Raw genomic sequence first — 14,324 nt, 5'->3', positions numbered from 1 at the left:
TCACTCCACAAACAGAGTCGCGGGTTGTTCGAGCAGACCACGGATGGCCTGGATGAAGAGCGCCGCGTCCATGCCGTCGACCACGCGGTGATCGAAGGAGCTGGAGAGGTTCATCATCTTGCGGATCACCACTTGGCCTTTGACGACCATCGGCCGTTCGACGATTTTGTTCACGCCGACGATCGCCACTTCCGGCAGGTTCAGCACCGGTGTACTGACGATACCGCCCAGCGCACCGAGGCTGGTCAGGGTGATGGTCGAGCCGGACAGTTCGTCGCGGCTCGCCTTGCCATTGCGTGCGGCAGTCGCCAGGCGCGAGATTTCTGCAGCGCAGTCCCACAGGCTGCGCGCTTCGGCGTGACGCACCACCGGCACCATCAGGCCAACGTCGCTTTGCGTGGCAACGCCGACATGCACCGCGCCGAGGCGGGTGATGACCTGGGCTTCGTCGTCGTAACGGGCGTTCATCTGCGGGAAGTCGCGCAAGGCAACGACCAGCGCGCGGACCAGGAATGGCAGCAAGGTCAGCTTGCCACGGCTGGCACCGTGTTTTTCATTCAGATGGGCGCGCAGTTCTTCAATCGCGGTGACGTCGATTTCCTCAACGTAGCTGAAGTGTGCGGCGCGCTGCGTGGCGTCCTGCATGCGCTGGGCGATCTTGCGGCGCATGCCGATCACCTGGATTTGTTCTTCATCGTTACGCTGGGCGTAAGCGGCGGCGACAGGTGCGCTTGCGTTTGATTGACCTTGCGCCAGATAGGCGTCGAGGTCTTCGTGCAGCACACGACCGGCCGGGCCAGTGCCGCGGACCAGACGCAGTTGAATGCCCAGATCCAGCGCATGTTTGCGCACGGCCGGCGACGCCAGCGGACGCTCATCGGCTTCACGGGCAACCATCGGGCCCTGGCAGACAGCCGCCGGGCGCGGTGCAGCAGCGGCAGGTTTGCTCTCGACCACCGCTTCAACTTTCGGCGCAACCGGCGCTTCTTTAGCCGGTGCGGGTGCGGCGGACTCTTTCAAGTTACCGGCGCCTTCCACCTCGATGCTGATCAGCACACTGCCGACCGCCATCACTTCACCCGGCTGACCGCCGAGCGCAATCACCTTGCCGTGTACCGGCGACGGAATATCCACCATCGCCTTGTCGGTCATCACGTCCGCCAGCACCTGGTCTTCAACCACCAGGTCGCCGACCTTGACGTGCCACTGCGACAGTTCGACTTCTGCGATGCCTTCGCCGATGTCCGGCATCTTGATAACGTGCGTGCCCATTCAGACCTCCATGACCCGTTTCAACGCCGCGCCCACTCGGGACGGCCCTGGGAAATACGCCCACTCTTGCGCGTGCGGGTAGGGGGTGTCCCAACCGGTGACGCGTTCGATCGGCGCTTCCAGGTGATGGAAGCAATGCTCTTGCACCAGCGCCACCAACTCGGCGCCGAAACCGCAGGTGCGGGTGGCTTCGTGCACCACCACGCAACGACCGGTTTTCTTCACCGACTTGACGATGGTTTCCAGGTCCAGCGGCCACAGGCTGCGCAGGTCGATGACTTCGGCATCAACGCCGGATTCTTCAGCGGCAACTTGCGAGACGTAGACGGTGGTGCCGTAGGTCAGCACGGTCACGTCCTTGCCCGGACGGGTGATCGCGGCGACGTCCAGCGGCACGGTGTAGTAACCGTCCGGCACCTGGGCTTGCGGGTGTTTCGACCACGGGGTTACCGGGCGGTCGTGGTGACCGTCGAACGGGCCGTTGTACAGGCGTTTCGGCTCGAGGAAGATCACCGGGTCATCGTTTTCGATGGAGGCGATCAACAGGCCTTTGGCGTCATACGGGTTGGACGGCATGACGGTGCGCAGACCGCAGACCTGGGTGAACATCGCTTCGATGCTCTGGCTGTGGGTCTGCCCGCCGTAGATACCGCCGCCGCACGGCATGCGCAGGGTCATCGGCGCGGTGAACTCACCGGCCGAGCGATAACGCAGGCGCGCCGCTTCGGAAATGATCTGGTCGGACGCCGGGTAGACGTAATCGGCGAACTGGATCTCGGCGACCGGGCGCAGGCCGTAAGCGCCCATGCCCACGGCGACGCCGACGATGCCGCTCTCGGAAATCGGCGCGTCGAATACGCGGGAGGTGCCGTACTTGGTCTGCAGGCCTTCGGTGCAACGGAATACGCCGCCGAAGTAGCCGACGTCCTGACCAAACACCACCACGTTGTCGTCACGCTCAAGCATCACATCCATGGCCGAGCGCAGGGCCTGGATCATGGTCATGGTGGTCGTGGTCATGGCGGTTTCCAGCTGAATATTGTTGTTGTGATCGTTCATGTCAGATCCCCAACTGCTGACGCTGGCGCTTCAAGTGCTCAGGCATCTCTTTGTAGACGTCTTCGAACATGGTCGCGGCGCTTGGAATCTGGCCGCCGGCGAGGGTGCCGTACTGTTCAGCCTGTTTCTGCGCGGCAATCACTTCGGCTTCGAGCTCGGCGCTGACGGCGGCGTGCTCTTCTTCCGACCAGTGGCCGACCTTGATCAGGTGCTGCTTCAGGCGGGCAATCGGGTCACCCAGCGGGAAGTGGCTCCAGTCATCGGCCGGACGGTATTTGGACGGATCGTCGGAGGTCGAGTGCGGGCCGGCGCGGTAGGTGACCCATTCGATCATGGTCGGGCCGAGGTTGCGCCGGGCGCGTTCGGCAGCCCAGGCGGAAGCGGCGTAGACCGCGTAGAAATCGTTGCCGTCGACCCGCAGCGAGGCGATGCCGCAACCGACGCCGCGTCCGGCGAAGGTGGTGGCTTCACCCCCGGCGATGGCCTGGAAGGTCGAGATCGCCCACTGGTTGTTGACCACGTTGAGGATCACCGGCGCGCGGTAAACGTGAGCGAAGGTGAGGGCGGTGTGGAAGTCCGATTCGGCGGTGGCGCCGTCACCGATCCACGCCGAGGCGATTTTGGTGTCGCCCTTGATCGCCGAGGCCATGCCCCAGCCCACGGCCTGAATGAACTGGGTGGCGAGGTTGCCGGAGATGGTGAAGAAACCGGCGTCCTTGACCGAGTACATGATCGGCAACTGGCGGCCCTTGAGCGGATCGCGCTCGTTGGACAGCAGTTGGCAGATCAGGTCGACCAGTGGCACTTCGCGGGCCATCAGAATGCTTTGCTGGCGGTAGGTCGGAAAGCACATGTCGTCGATGTTCAAAGCCAGGGCCTGGGCGCTGCCGATGGCTTCTTCGCCAAGGCTTTGCATGTAGAACGACATTTTTTTCTGCCGCTGGGCGACCACCATGCGGTTGTCGTAGATCCGCGTCTTGAGCATGGCGCGCATGCCCTTGCGCAGGATCTCGACCGGCACGTTTTCAGCCCAGGGGCCGAGGGCGTTGCCCTGATCGTCGAGCACACGGATCAGGCCACGAGCCAGGTCGGCGGTGTCGGCGGGTTCGACGTCAATGGAAGGTTTGCGCACCGTGCCGGCATCGGTCAGATGCAGGTAGGAGAAGTCGGTTTTGCAGCCTGGGCGGCCCGAAGGTTCAGGGACGTGCAGACGCAGCGGTTCATACGCTTGAGTCATGGCTTCTACGCTCGATCTTGTGAATTTCTTGTAGTGAGCTGGCAATCATTCTTGGGTGAAAGAAATCTTGTCCTACAACAATCATAGGCCCGGCCAAGAAGAATATTTCTCTCTGTTTCGTTGCGCTGGAGATGATTTGCAGATAGAAATTCTGCATAAGCATAAAAAACAGGTGGTTTTGTCTCATGCGCAAACTGGACCGTACCGACATCGGCATTCTCAACAGCCTTCAGGAGAATGCGCGCATCACCAACGCCGACCTCGCACGCTCGGTGAATCTGTCGCCGACACCGTGCTTCAACCGGGTCAAGGCGATGGAGGAATTGGGGCTGATTCGCGAGCAGGTGACGCTGCTGGACGCCGATCTGCTGGGGCTGCATGTGAACGTGTTCATTCACGTCAGCCTGGAGAAGCAGGTCGAGGAGGCGTTGCAGCATTTCGAAGAGGCGATTTCCGATCGCCCCGAGGTGATGGAGTGCTACCTGATGGCCGGCGACCCGGACTACCTGATCCGGGTGCTGGTGCCGACGATTCAGGCGCTGGAGCGCTTCATGATGGACTTTCTGACCAAGGTGCCGGGGGTGGCGAACATTCGCTCGAGCTTTGCGCTCAAGCAGGTGCGGTACAAGACGGCGTTGCCGTTGCCGGCGAATGGGTTGACGCTGGGTTCTTGACGATCAAAAGATCGCGGCCTGCGGCAGCTCCTACAGGGAGAACGCGTGCCCCATCAAAATGGGAATGCGTTCCCGTGTAGGAGCTGCCGCAGGCTGCGATCTTTGCTTTTAAAGCTTGTTGATCGGCACTTTCAGATACACGACGCCATTGGCTTCAGGCGCCGGAAAATTCCCCGCCCGCACATTCACCTGAATCGCCGGCAGCAACAGCGTCGGCATGCCGAGCCCGGCATCGCGTTTGGTGCGCATCTCGACGAATGCCGCCTCGTCGATCCCGTCGTGCACATGAATATTGCTTTTGCGCTGCTCGCCGACGGTGGTCTGGCACTGCGCGGCGCGGTCTTCGGGCGGGTAATCGTGGCAGACATAGAGTTTCACGCTGGCGGGGAAGGCCAGCAGTTTGTGGATCGAGTTGAACAGTTGATGCGCGTTGCCGCCGGGGAAGTCGCAACGGGCGGTGCCGACGTCGGGCAGGAACAGCGTGTCGCCGACCAGAATCTGTTCGCCATCGATCAAGTAGGCCATGTCCGCCGGGGTATGGCCGGGGACGTGCAGGGCGGTGGCCTTGAGGTTGCCGATCTTGAACGACTCGTTCGGTGCGAACAGATGATCGAACTGCGAGCCGTCGACGCAGAATTCCGGCTCCAGATTGAACAACGCCTTGAACACGTTCTGCACTTTGCTGATCGACTCGCCGATGGCGATCTTGCCGCCCAGTTCGCGGCGCAGATACGGCGCGGCGGACAGGTGGTCGGCGTGGGCGTGGGTTTCCAGCAGCCATTGCACCTGCAAACGGTGTTCACGCACGAAGGCGATGATTCTGTCGGCCTGCACAGTGCAGGTGCGACCCGCAGCGCCGTCGTAATCGAGTACCGGATCGACGATTGCACACTGCCCGCCATCGGCTTCATAGACCACGTAGCTGTAGGTCGAGGAGGCGGGGTCGAGGAAAGCTTCAATCTGCGCGGGCATGGACACGAACCTGAACAAGGGAAATGGGTTGCAACACTTTATGTAAAAACATAATGTTCGCAGCTTAAGTGACGTTGAAGGCTTCGTGCAAATGCAATCCAGTCTGACCGAATGTGAAGTCGCCCAATTGCGGGCGTCCGCCTCCAAGGCCTGCGCGCTGCTCAAGGCGCTGGCCAACGAGGATCGTCTGTTGATCCTGTGCCAGTTGACCCAGGGCGAACGCAACGTCGGCGAGCTGGAAAAAATGACCGGCGTGCGCCAGCCAACCCTGTCCCAGCAACTGGGCATTCTGCGGGATGAGGGCCTGGTCGCGACCCGGCGCGAAGGCAAATACATTTTTTATGGCCTGGCCAGTCCTGAAGTCATCCAGGTCATGAAGACCCTGTCGGGGTTGTATTGCGGGGCCGTGCTGAAAAGCCTGGGCCATCAATAAATGCCAGCCAACACACAACCCCTGTAGGAGTGAGCCTGCTCGCGATAGCGGGGTGTCAGTCAATGAATTTGTGGCTGACACCCCGCTATCGCGAGCAGGCTCACTCCTACAATAGATTTGTGTGAAGGCTGAGAAATCCTTGCGTGCAGCAATAAGGAACAAGCAATGAACGATCAACACTGGGGCCCATCCATCAGTGCCGATATCGTGGTCATCGGCGGCGGCACCGCCGGCATCGGCTTCGTCGCCAGTCTGCTCAAGCGCGATCCCTCGCTCCACATCACCGTGATCGAGCCAAGCGCCCAGCACTACTACCAGCCGGCGTGGACGCTGGTCGGCGGTGGTGCCTACGACGTCAAGGACACCGTCCGGCCGATGAGCAAGGTGATGCCGCGTCAGGCCACCTGGATTCAAGCGGCGGTGACTGGCATCGACCCCGACACGCGTCAGTTGACCCTCAACGATCAACGCACCGTCACTTACCAGAACCTGATCGTCTGCCCGGGCCTGCGTCTGGCCTGGGAAAAGATCGAAGGTTTGCAGGAAAGCCTTGGCCAGCACGGCGTGACCTCCAACTACAGCTATCAACACGCGCAGTACACCTGGGATCAGGTGCAGAAACTGCACGGCGGCAAGGCGCTGTTCACCCAGCCGGCGATGCCGATCAAATGCGCCGGCGCACCGCAAAAGGCGTTGTATTTGTCGTGCGATCACTGGCGCAAAAACGCTGTGCTGAACAACATCAACGTCGAGTTCAACCTGGCCGGTGCCGCGCTGTTCGGCGTCGCGACGTTCGTGCCACCGCTGATGAAGTACATCGAGAAATACAACGCGCAACTGGCGTTCAACAGCAATCTGGTCAAGGTTGATGGCCCTGCGAAAACCGCGTGGTTCGAGGTCAAGGACGCCGACGGCAATGTCACCCGTGAAGCGAAAACCTTCGATCTGCTGCACGTCGTGCCGCCGCAAGTCTCGCCGGATTTCATCGCCCAGAGCCCGCTGGCCGACGCCGCCGGCTGGTGCGAGGTCAATCCGCACAGCCTGCAGCATCCGCGTTACCCCGAGGTGTTCGGCCTCGGCGACATCTGCGGCACCACTAACGCGAAAACCGCTGCCGCCGTGCGCAAGCAGGTCGTTGTCGTCGCCGAAAACCTCTTGGCGCTGCGCAAGCACCAACCATTGCCACTGAAGTACGACGGCTACGGTTCCTGCCCGCTGACGGTGGAGAAGGGCAAGGTGATCCTCGCCGAGTTCGGTTACGGCGGCAAACTGCTGCCGACGTTTGCCCTCGATGCGACCGTGCCGCGCCGCTCGGCGTGGTTCCTCAAGGCGACCCTGCTGCCGTGGTTCTACTGGAACGGCATGCTCAAGGGCCGCGAATGGCTGACCGGTTTGTCCAAAGTCGACTGAGAACTCCCTATGTTGCTGGCAAGTCTGTTTGGCGTAGTGATGGGCTTGATTCTCGGGCTGACCGGCGCGGGCGGCGGGATTCTCGCGGTGCCGGCGCTGGTGCTCGGCCTCGGCTGGAGCATGACCCAAGCCGCGCCCGTGGCACTGTTCGCCGTGGGCAGTGCGGCGGCGGTCGGTGCTATCGACGGTTTGCGTCATGGTCTGGTGCGCTACCGCGCGGCGCTGCTGATTGCCGCGCTCGGTGCGGTGTTTTCGCCGCTGGGCATCTACTTTGCGCACCAGTTGCCGGAGAAGATCCTGATGATCCTCTTCAGCCTGCTGATGGTCATGGTTGCCTGGCGCATGTTGCGCCGTGAGCGCCAGCAGGAAGGGCCGAGTGATCATGGTCACGCGAGCTGGGGGCAGAAGAACTGCATGCTCAATGAAGAGACCGGGCGTTTCGACTGGACCGCCAAATGCACCGCTACCCTCGCGGCGCTGGGGGCGGTGACTGGCGTGGTCTCGGGGTTGCTTGGCGTCGGCGGCGGGTTCCTGATTGTGCCGGCGTTCAAGCAACTGACCGATGTGCAGATGCGCGGCATTGTCGCTACGTCGCTGATGGTCATCAGTCTGATTTCGGCGATTGGCGTGATCGGCGCGTTCCACGCCGGGGTACGGATCAACAGCCTCGGTGCGGCGTTCATCGTTGCCAGCATCGTCGGCATGATCATCGGTCGCAGGCTGTGCGCACGGGTGCCGGCGCGGGCGTTGCAGGTGGGGTTTGCCAGCGTGTGTCTGGTGGTGGCGGGGTATATGTTGTTCCGGGCTTGAGTGTATGGAAGATCAAAAGATCGCAGCCTTCGGCAGCTCCTACAGGGCCAGGCTGCGATCTTTTTATTGGGTTACAACACCAGATGTGGCAACCACAGCGAAATCGCCGGAATGTAGGTCACCAGCATCAACACCAGGAACAACACGGCGTAGAACGGCATCAGCGCCTTCACGGTGCTCTCGATACTGACCTTGCCCACCGCCGAACCGACAAACAGCACCGCGCCCACTGGCGGCGTGATCAGCCCGATTCCCAGGTTGACCAGCATGATCATGCCGAACTGCACCGGGTCGACGCCGATGCCGAGAATCACCGGCATCAGAATCGGCGTGAGGATCAGGATCAGCGGTGCCATGTCCATCACGGTGCCGAGCAACAGCAGCATGACGTTGATGCACATCAGGATCACGTAGCGGTTGTCCGACAGGGTCAGGAACAGCGTGGTGATCTTCGCAGGAATCTGCATCAGGGTCATGATGTAGCCGAAGCTTGCGGCAAAGCCGATCAGGATCATCACGATGGAAATCGTGCGCACCGTGCGGTGCATCAGCTTCGGCAATTCGCTCCACTTGTAGTCGCGGTAAATGAACATGGTGACGAAGAACGCCCAGAGCACGGCGATGGCTGCCGATTCGGTGGCGGTGAAGATCCCGGACAGAATGCCGCCCAGAATGATCACCATCGCCATCATGCCCCAGAGCGCTTCGCCGCAGATCTTCAAGGCTTCGCGCAGCGGGATGACTTCACCTTTCGGGTAATCGCGTTTCTTCGCGAAGATCAGGCACAGCATCATCAGGCACGCGCTCATCAACAGGCCCGGGACGACGCCGGCCATGAACAGCGAAGCGATGGAAACGGTGCCGCCGGCCGCCAGCGAGTAAAGCACCGAGTTATGGCTTGGCGGCGTCAACAGCGCCTGTACCGATCCACTGACCGTTACTGCCGTGGAGAAGTCGCGTGGATAGCCTTTGCGTTCCATCTCCGGAATCAGCACCGAGCCCACCGACGCCGTGTCGGCCACCGACGATCCCGAGATCGCGCCAAAGAAGGTCGAGGCCATGATGTTGACCAGCGACAGGCCGCCCCGGACAAACCCGACCAGCACCCCGGCGAACGCAACCAGCCGCCGCGACATTCCGCCCTCGGCCATGATCGCCCCGGCCAGCACGAAGAACGGAATCGCCAGCAGCGAGAATTTATTGACCCCGCCCGCGACCTGAATCATCAGCGCCTGAAACGGGATGTCGATCCACCATGCGCCGATCAGTGCCGACAGCCCGAGGGCGTAGGCGACCGGCATGCCGATCAGGATCAACACGATAAAACTGCCCAACAGAATCAATGCGTCCATCAGGCAGCCCCTTCGTTTTCTTCAACCAGGTCGAAACGCACCACGCGGCGATTGCTTTGGTCACCGAACAGCAGTTTTTCCACGACAAAGATCAGCGTCAGCGCGCCGCCGATCGGGATCGGCATGTAGGTGATGCCCACGCGCAGGGTGGGCAGGGCGCTCATGAACTGGTTCCAGGTCGAGGCGCACAGCTTGGCGCCCCAGATCGTCATGAACAGGCAGATGGTGCCCATCAATAACTGCGAGACGATGCTCAGGGTCTTGCGCAGGTTCGGCGGTAAGCGGTCGGTGACCATGGCGACGGCCATGTGCGCGCCGGCGCGGTAACTGGCAGCGGCGCCGATGAAAGTGAAGACCATCATCAGCAGAATCGCGGTGGGCTCCGGCCAACTCGAACCGGTGCCGAGGGCGTAACGGGCGAACACGCCCCAGGGAATGATCAGGGCGATGGCCAGCACGGACAGGCCGGCGACCCAGATGCAGGTCATGTACAGCATGTCGTTGAGGCGCAGCAGCGAATTCTTCATCGGGTTCCACCGTAACCGGGCAGGCGCGCACGTCGAGCGACGCCAGCGCTGCCGGGCCTTTCGTTGAGGGCTGGGAGGGTTACTGCACCGCTTCGATGCGCTTGATCAGGTCGGCGTAAGGTGCGCCGTATTTCTCGCGAACCGAGGCAGTGGCCTCGTAGAAGGGTTTCTTGTCGACGGTGATGAACTCGACGCCGGCGGCCTTGAGTTTTTCTTCACTGCTGGCGGATTTCTTGTCCCACAGCACGCGCTCTTCAGCCTGAGCGGCCTTGGCGGCTTTTTTCACCAGGGTCTGCTGGTCGGGGGTGAGTTTCTCCCAGGTGATTTTCGACATCACGATCGGCTCGGGCAGGATCAGGTGCCCGGTCAGGCTGTAGAACTTGGCGTTCTGGAAGTGGTTGTGTTCGAGCAGGGTCGGCGGGTTGTTTTCCGCGCCGTCGATCACCCCGGTTTGCAGGGCGCTGAAGATTTCCCCGGTGTCCATGGCGATGCCGTTGCCGCCCATGGCGTTGATGGTCTCGATGAACATCGGGTTGCCCTGCACACGGATTTTCATGCCCTTGAGGTCTTCGAGTTTGCGCACCGGTTTCTTGGTGTAGAGGTTGCGCGTGCCGCCGTCCATCCAGGCCAGAGCGACCAGACCGAATTCGGAGTGGGTGATCTTGTCGAGAATCGCGTCGCCGACTTCGCCATCGATCACCGCACGCATGTGCGCCTGGTCACGGAAGATGAACGGCATGTTGAACACGTTCACATCCGGCACCACCGGCCCGACGATGCCGAGGCTGACGCGGGTCATCTGGATGGCGCCGACCTGCGCCTGCTCGATGACTTCTTTCTCGGAACCGAGCACGCCACCCGGGAAGTACTTGAAGGTGAGCTCGCCGTTGGTTTCCTGGGTCAGGGTTTTGCCCATGCTTTCTTCCGCGACCACGGTCGGGTAGCCGGCGGGATGAATGTCGGCGAATTTTATTTCCAGCGCCTGGGCAGTGCTGGCGAGGGTGAAGGCAAACGGTAAAGCGACGGCGAGCAAGGTGCGTTTGAAGTACATGGGGGTGAGTCTCCAGTCTTGTTATTTTTGTGTTCAAGGCGCAGCGGTGCAGCAGAGGCGGGTGTTACAGCAAATCGTCGAACATTGGTTCCGGCAGGCCTTTGACGTTGGGGTTCAGGGCGAACACGCCACCGGCCAGCGATTGCGGATCGTGGTCGTCGCCGGGACGAATCGAGGTCACGAACAAGGTGTCCATCCGGCTGCCGCCGAAGGCGCACATGGTTGGTTTTTTCACCGGCACTTCCAGTGAGAAATCGAGGCGTCCGTCCGGCGCAAAGCGGTGAATGAGCCCGGCGTCGTTGGCGCAGATCCAGTAGAAACCCTCGGCGTCCACGGCAGCACCGTCGGGGCGTCCGGGGAAATGATTCATGTCGACGAACACGCGGCGGTTCGATGGCGTGCCGGTCTCGGTGTCGTAATCGAAGGCCCAGATCAGTTGCACCTCGGGGTGCGAATCGGACAGGTACATCGTTTTGCCGTCGGGGCTGAAACCGAGGCCGTTGGGGACGATGAAACCGTCGAGCTGCGCTTCGATCCCCCCCGACTGCCCGGCGCCGTAGCGATAGAGCCGGCCTTCGGGGGCGTTCAGGCCCATGTTCAGCACCATGCTGCCGGCCCAGAAACGGCCCTGACGGTCGCAGCGGCCGTCGTTGAGGCGCATGTCCTCGCGGCGATGTCCGACGCTGGCAAGCAGCTCGCTGTCGAGGCTGCCGTCGCTGTGCGGGTGCAGGTGAAAGAATCCGCTTTCCATGCCAGCGACCCAGCCGCCACGGCTGTGGCGGGCGATGCAGGCGAGCATTTCCGGGGTTTTCCACGCATGGACGTGGCCGGTGTCGGCGCTCCAGCGTTGCAGTCCGCCATTGGGGATGTCCACCCAGTACAGGGCGTTGTCCTGCGGCACCCAGACCGGGCTTTCGCCCACCGCGTTGCGGGCATCGACGATCAATTCGGCTTGCATACTCATTCCTTTGCGTCGTTGTCAGAGTGATCAGTCGCCGAACGGACCTGCCGCGACAAACGCGCCGCCCTGATAGATCCGCGCCGGGTCATCGGCCGCCGGCATCGGTTGCGCCTCGACCTTCTCGCGGAACACTTCAGAGCTGTCTTTCGCCGCGAAACCAAGGTGACTGGCGAAGCGGTTGTCCCACCACACGTCCTTGTTGTCGGACATGCCGTAGACCACGGTGTGGCCGACGTTCGGCGTATACAACGCGCGTTCGAGCAGTTGCGTGAGGTCGTCGAAGCTCAACCAGGTGTGCATCATCCGGCGGTTTTGCGGCTCGGGAAACGAGGAGCCGATGCGGATGCTGACGGTCTCGATGCCGTAGCGATCGAAGTAGAAACTGGCCATGTCTTCACCGTAGGACTTCGACAGACCGTAATAGCCATCGGGCCGGCGCGCGGAGCCGGCGTCGAGTGGTTCGTCCTGTTTGTAGAAGCCGATGACGTGATTGGAGCTGGCGAAGATCACCCGCTTCACGCCATGCCGGCGCGCGGCTTCATAGATATGGAAGACACCGCAGATGTTGGGGCCGAGGATTTCTTCGAACGGCCGCTCCACCGAGACACCGCCGAAATGCAGGATCGCGTCGACGCCTTCGACCAGTTGATGCACAGCCTGTTTGTCGGCGAGGTCGCAGAGCACGACTTCTTCACGATCATCGACGGCCGGGGCGAGGGCGGCGATGTCGGACAGGCGCAACACATTGGCGTAGGGGCGCAGGCGCTCGCGCAGAACGGTGCCCAGGCCTCCGGCAGCGCCGGTCAGCAACAGGCGATTGAATGGAGCGCGGGGTGCGGAAGTAGACGTCATGGCAAGCCCTTACATGTTTTGTTTTGATTGTTGTAGGTTGTCGTATGACTGCGCCGAAGTATCGGTAGGGTTTCCGGATCTTGTCAACGCGACTTTTGGTGTAAATGACGGAAGGGCTGATTCACCTTTCGATCACCACAATGTCCAGTTGGCAACGCAATCCCCTTGTAGGAGTGAGCCTGCTCGCGATAGCAATCCGTCAGACGCCATTGTCATTGACTGATACGCCGCTATCGCGAGCAGGCTCACTCCTACAGGGAACGATGGTGGCCCGGGGGCTTACAACAACGAAATCGGATAACTGATAAAGACCCGGTTCTCATCGAACTCGTTGGTGCTGAAGTCCCGGCGTATGCTCGCGTTGCGCCATTTCACGTTGAGGTTCTTCAGCGGCCCGCTCTGCACGGTGTAGGCCAGCTCTGACTCGCGGCCCCATTCCTTGCCGTCGGTAATCGTCCCGGTGTGCACGTTATCGCCGCTGATGTAGCGGTTCATCAGGGTCAGGCCGGGAATGCCGAGGGCAACGAAGTTGTAGTCATGGCGCAACTGCCAGGAGCGCTCTTTGGCATTGTCATAACTGGCGTTGTAGCTGTCATTGGCCAGGGTGCCGCCGCTGGTGCCGTTGACCCGCATCCACGCGTCGTCGCCGGAGAGTTTTTGCAGGCCGACGTAAAAGGTGCTGCCACCGTATCGGGCCGACAGCATGGCAAATGCGGTCTTGTTGTCGAGGTCGCCGGCCAGTGCGCTGCCGTCTTCCTTGCCGGTGAAGAAACCGAGGTTGGCGCCCAGTGTCCAGTCGCCCAGCGGCTGACTGTGGCTGAGGTTGAAGTATTGCTGCTGGTAGATGTCGCTGAGTTCGGCGTACCACACGCCGACCAGGGTGCGCTTGTCGTTGAAGGTGTATTCGCCGCCGCCGAAGTTGAAGCGATCCGAGGTGAACGCGCCGCGGCCGTTCATCGACATGTCTTCCATGCTCGCGTCGTTGCGCGGACTGTTGCCACGAAACTGGCCGCCGTAGACGGTCAGGCCATTGATCTCGGTGGAGGTGATCTGTCCGCCGCGAAAGGTCTGCGGCAACGAGCGGCCATCGTCCGAGCGCAGGATCGGCAGCACCGGCATCCATTCGCCGACCTTCAATTCGGTCTTCGACACTTTGGCCTTCAGCGCCACGCCGAGGCGGCCGAAGTTGTCGGCCGGACGTCCGTCATCGTGGATCGGCAGCAATTGCGTGCCACCGGTGCCTTTGCCGCCATCGAGCTTTTGCGAATACAGCCCGAGCACGTCGAGGCCGAAACCGACGGTGCCTTGGGTGAAGCCGGATTTGGCGTCGAGGATGAAGTTCTGCGTCCACTCTTCGGCCTTGCCTTGCGGGTAGGCCGGGTTGACGAAGTTGCGGTTGAAGTAGGCGTTGCGCAGGTTCAGCGTGGCTTTGCTGTCTTCAAGAAAGCCTTCGGCATTGGCACTCATCGGTAAGGCGAGAGCGAGGCTGCTGCAGCCGATCAGGCTTAAGGTCGTGCAAGGGCGAGTGACGGAAAAGCGCGAAGGGCGGACGGAATTGCAGACGAGTGTGCTCACTGTGACGCTCCCTGTTTCGTTTGTTGTTTTTATTATTTGTTATACGTCGTCGTACAACATGGATGCGGATATTTCCTACGTTTTAAGGGAATGTCAACAGCAAGTTATACGATGACTCGGCATCGACGCTGATGAACTT

Annotated in this window: 14 protein-coding genes; 4 read left to right on the top strand and 10 right to left on the bottom strand. The window is 61.3% G+C overall.

Features of this window, described 5'->3' with window-relative positions; genetic code table 11:
* From KKQ10_RS08950 to KKQ10_RS08940, 3 genes are read right to left on the bottom strand one after another with little or no spacing between them, the layout of a single operon-like run.
* Positions 1-1,272, bottom strand: coding sequence for a dihydrolipoamide acetyltransferase family protein (locus KKQ10_RS08950; RefSeq protein ID WP_215500866.1), 1,272 nt, complete (start codon positions 1,270-1,272; stop codon positions 1-3).
* Positions 1,273-2,331, bottom strand: coding sequence for an alpha-ketoacid dehydrogenase subunit beta (locus KKQ10_RS08945; protein WP_123462612.1), 1,059 nt, complete (start codon positions 2,329-2,331; stop codon positions 1,273-1,275).
* 1 nt (position 2,332) lies between these two features.
* Positions 2,333-3,568 (bottom strand): 3-methyl-2-oxobutanoate dehydrogenase (2-methylpropanoyl-transferring) subunit alpha, encoded by a 1,236-nt coding sequence (locus tag KKQ10_RS08940; RefSeq protein WP_003224001.1) that lies wholly within the window; start codon positions 3,566-3,568, stop codon positions 2,333-2,335.
* A gap of 185 nt (positions 3,569-3,753) precedes the next feature.
* On the opposite strand from KKQ10_RS08940, the gene bkdR reads away from it, so the two are divergent.
* Positions 3,754-4,242 (top strand): Bkd operon transcriptional regulator BkdR, encoded by a 489-nt coding sequence (gene bkdR / locus KKQ10_RS08935; RefSeq protein WP_027613216.1) that lies wholly within the window; start codon positions 3,754-3,756, stop codon positions 4,240-4,242.
* 108 nt (positions 4,243-4,350) lie between these two features.
* Here the strand turns inward: bkdR and KKQ10_RS08930 are convergent, their stop codons facing one another.
* Positions 4,351-5,214, bottom strand: coding sequence for an MBL fold metallo-hydrolase (locus tag KKQ10_RS08930; protein WP_127650928.1), 864 nt, complete (start codon positions 5,212-5,214; stop codon positions 4,351-4,353).
* A 91-nt stretch (positions 5,215-5,305) separates the two neighbouring features.
* On the opposite strand from KKQ10_RS08930, the gene KKQ10_RS08925 reads away from it, so the two are divergent.
* The 3 genes from KKQ10_RS08925 (at position 5,306) to KKQ10_RS08915 (ending at position 7,867) form a co-directional block, all read left to right on the top strand.
* Positions 5,306-5,647, top strand: a complete 342-nt coding sequence (locus tag KKQ10_RS08925; RefSeq protein ID WP_007965280.1) for an ArsR/SmtB family transcription factor — start codon at positions 5,306-5,308, stop codon at positions 5,645-5,647.
* A gap of 165 nt (positions 5,648-5,812) precedes the next feature.
* Positions 5,813-7,057, top strand: a complete 1,245-nt coding sequence (locus KKQ10_RS08920; protein WP_215500865.1) for an NAD(P)/FAD-dependent oxidoreductase — start codon at positions 5,813-5,815, stop codon at positions 7,055-7,057.
* 9 nt (positions 7,058-7,066) lie between these two features.
* Positions 7,067-7,867, top strand: coding sequence for a sulfite exporter TauE/SafE family protein (locus KKQ10_RS08915; protein WP_215500864.1), 801 nt, complete (start codon positions 7,067-7,069; stop codon positions 7,865-7,867).
* Positions 7,868-7,938: 71 nt separating this feature from the next.
* On the opposite strand, the gene KKQ10_RS08910 is transcribed toward KKQ10_RS08915, so the two are convergent.
* The 6 genes from KKQ10_RS08910 to KKQ10_RS08885 all read right to left on the bottom strand — a co-directional run bounded on the left by KKQ10_RS08910 (position 7,939) and on the right by KKQ10_RS08885 (position 14,185).
* Complete coding sequence (locus KKQ10_RS08910; RefSeq protein WP_215500863.1) at positions 7,939-9,219, bottom strand: TRAP transporter large permease; 1,281 nt, start codon at positions 9,217-9,219, stop codon at positions 7,939-7,941.
* Entirely contained in the window at positions 9,219-9,746 is a 528-nt protein-coding gene (locus KKQ10_RS08905; RefSeq protein WP_127650924.1) for a TRAP transporter small permease, read from the bottom strand. The genes KKQ10_RS08910 and KKQ10_RS08905 overlap by 1 nt, the downstream gene beginning before the upstream one ends.
* 79 nt (positions 9,747-9,825) lie before the next feature.
* The gene (locus KKQ10_RS08900; protein WP_127650923.1) at positions 9,826-10,797 is read right to left on the bottom strand and encodes a TRAP transporter substrate-binding protein; all 972 of its coding nucleotides are present in this window, start codon (positions 10,795-10,797) and stop codon (positions 9,826-9,828) included.
* A 64-nt stretch (positions 10,798-10,861) separates the two neighbouring features.
* Entirely contained in the window at positions 10,862-11,755 is an 894-nt protein-coding gene (locus KKQ10_RS08895) for an SMP-30/gluconolactonase/LRE family protein (protein ID WP_215500862.1), read from the bottom strand.
* A 30-nt stretch (positions 11,756-11,785) separates the two neighbouring features.
* Positions 11,786-12,610 (bottom strand): NAD-dependent epimerase/dehydratase family protein, encoded by an 825-nt coding sequence (locus KKQ10_RS08890; RefSeq protein WP_127650921.1) that lies wholly within the window; start codon positions 12,608-12,610, stop codon positions 11,786-11,788.
* Positions 12,611-12,889: 279 nt separating this feature from the next.
* Positions 12,890-14,185: an OprD family porin gene (locus KKQ10_RS08885; RefSeq protein WP_215500861.1), complete on the bottom strand. Its 1,296-nt coding sequence runs from the start codon at positions 14,183-14,185 to the stop codon at positions 12,890-12,892.
* Positions 14,186-14,324 lie beyond the last annotated feature (139 nt).

The organism is Pseudomonas sp. MG-9 (genome assembly GCF_018729515.1).
Classification (GTDB): Bacteria; Pseudomonadota; Gammaproteobacteria; order Pseudomonadales; family Pseudomonadaceae; genus Aquipseudomonas; species Aquipseudomonas serboccidentalis.
The sequence above is the reverse complement of the archived record's forward strand: the minus strand, read 5'-3'. Positions and strand labels throughout refer to the sequence as shown.

Coding starts and splice junctions, on each gene's coding strand:
- KKQ10_RS08900 (WP_127650923.1), bottom strand. CDS start 10,797: ATGTACTTCAAACGCACCTTGCTCGCCGTCGCTTTACCGTTTGCCTTC.
- KKQ10_RS08895 (WP_215500862.1), bottom strand. CDS start 11,755: ATGCAAGCCGAATTGATCGTCGATGCCCGCAACGCGGTGGGCGAAAGC.
- KKQ10_RS08945 (WP_123462612.1), bottom strand. CDS start 2,331: ATGAACGATCACAACAACAATATTCAGCTGGAAACCGCCATGACCACG.
- KKQ10_RS08915 (WP_215500864.1), top strand. CDS start 7,067: ATGTTGCTGGCAAGTCTGTTTGGCGTAGTGATGGGCTTGATTCTCGGG.
- KKQ10_RS08920 (WP_215500865.1), top strand. CDS start 5,813: ATGAACGATCAACACTGGGGCCCATCCATCAGTGCCGATATCGTGGTC.
- KKQ10_RS08890 (WP_127650921.1), bottom strand. CDS start 12,610: ATGACGTCTACTTCCGCACCCCGCGCTCCATTCAATCGCCTGTTGCTG.
- KKQ10_RS08910 (WP_215500863.1), bottom strand. CDS start 9,219: ATGGACGCATTGATTCTGTTGGGCAGTTTTATCGTGTTGATCCTGATC.
- KKQ10_RS08905 (WP_127650924.1), bottom strand. CDS start 9,746: ATGAAGAATTCGCTGCTGCGCCTCAACGACATGCTGTACATGACCTGC.
- bkdR (WP_027613216.1), top strand. CDS start 3,754: ATGCGCAAACTGGACCGTACCGACATCGGCATTCTCAACAGCCTTCAG.
- KKQ10_RS08940 (WP_003224001.1), bottom strand. CDS start 3,568: ATGACTCAAGCGTATGAACCGCTGCGTCTGCACGTCCCTGAACCTTCG.
- KKQ10_RS08950 (WP_215500866.1), bottom strand. CDS start 1,272: ATGGGCACGCACGTTATCAAGATGCCGGACATCGGCGAAGGCATCGCA.
- KKQ10_RS08925 (WP_007965280.1), top strand. CDS start 5,306: ATGCAATCCAGTCTGACCGAATGTGAAGTCGCCCAATTGCGGGCGTCC.
- KKQ10_RS08930 (WP_127650928.1), bottom strand. CDS start 5,214: ATGCCCGCGCAGATTGAAGCTTTCCTCGACCCCGCCTCCTCGACCTAC.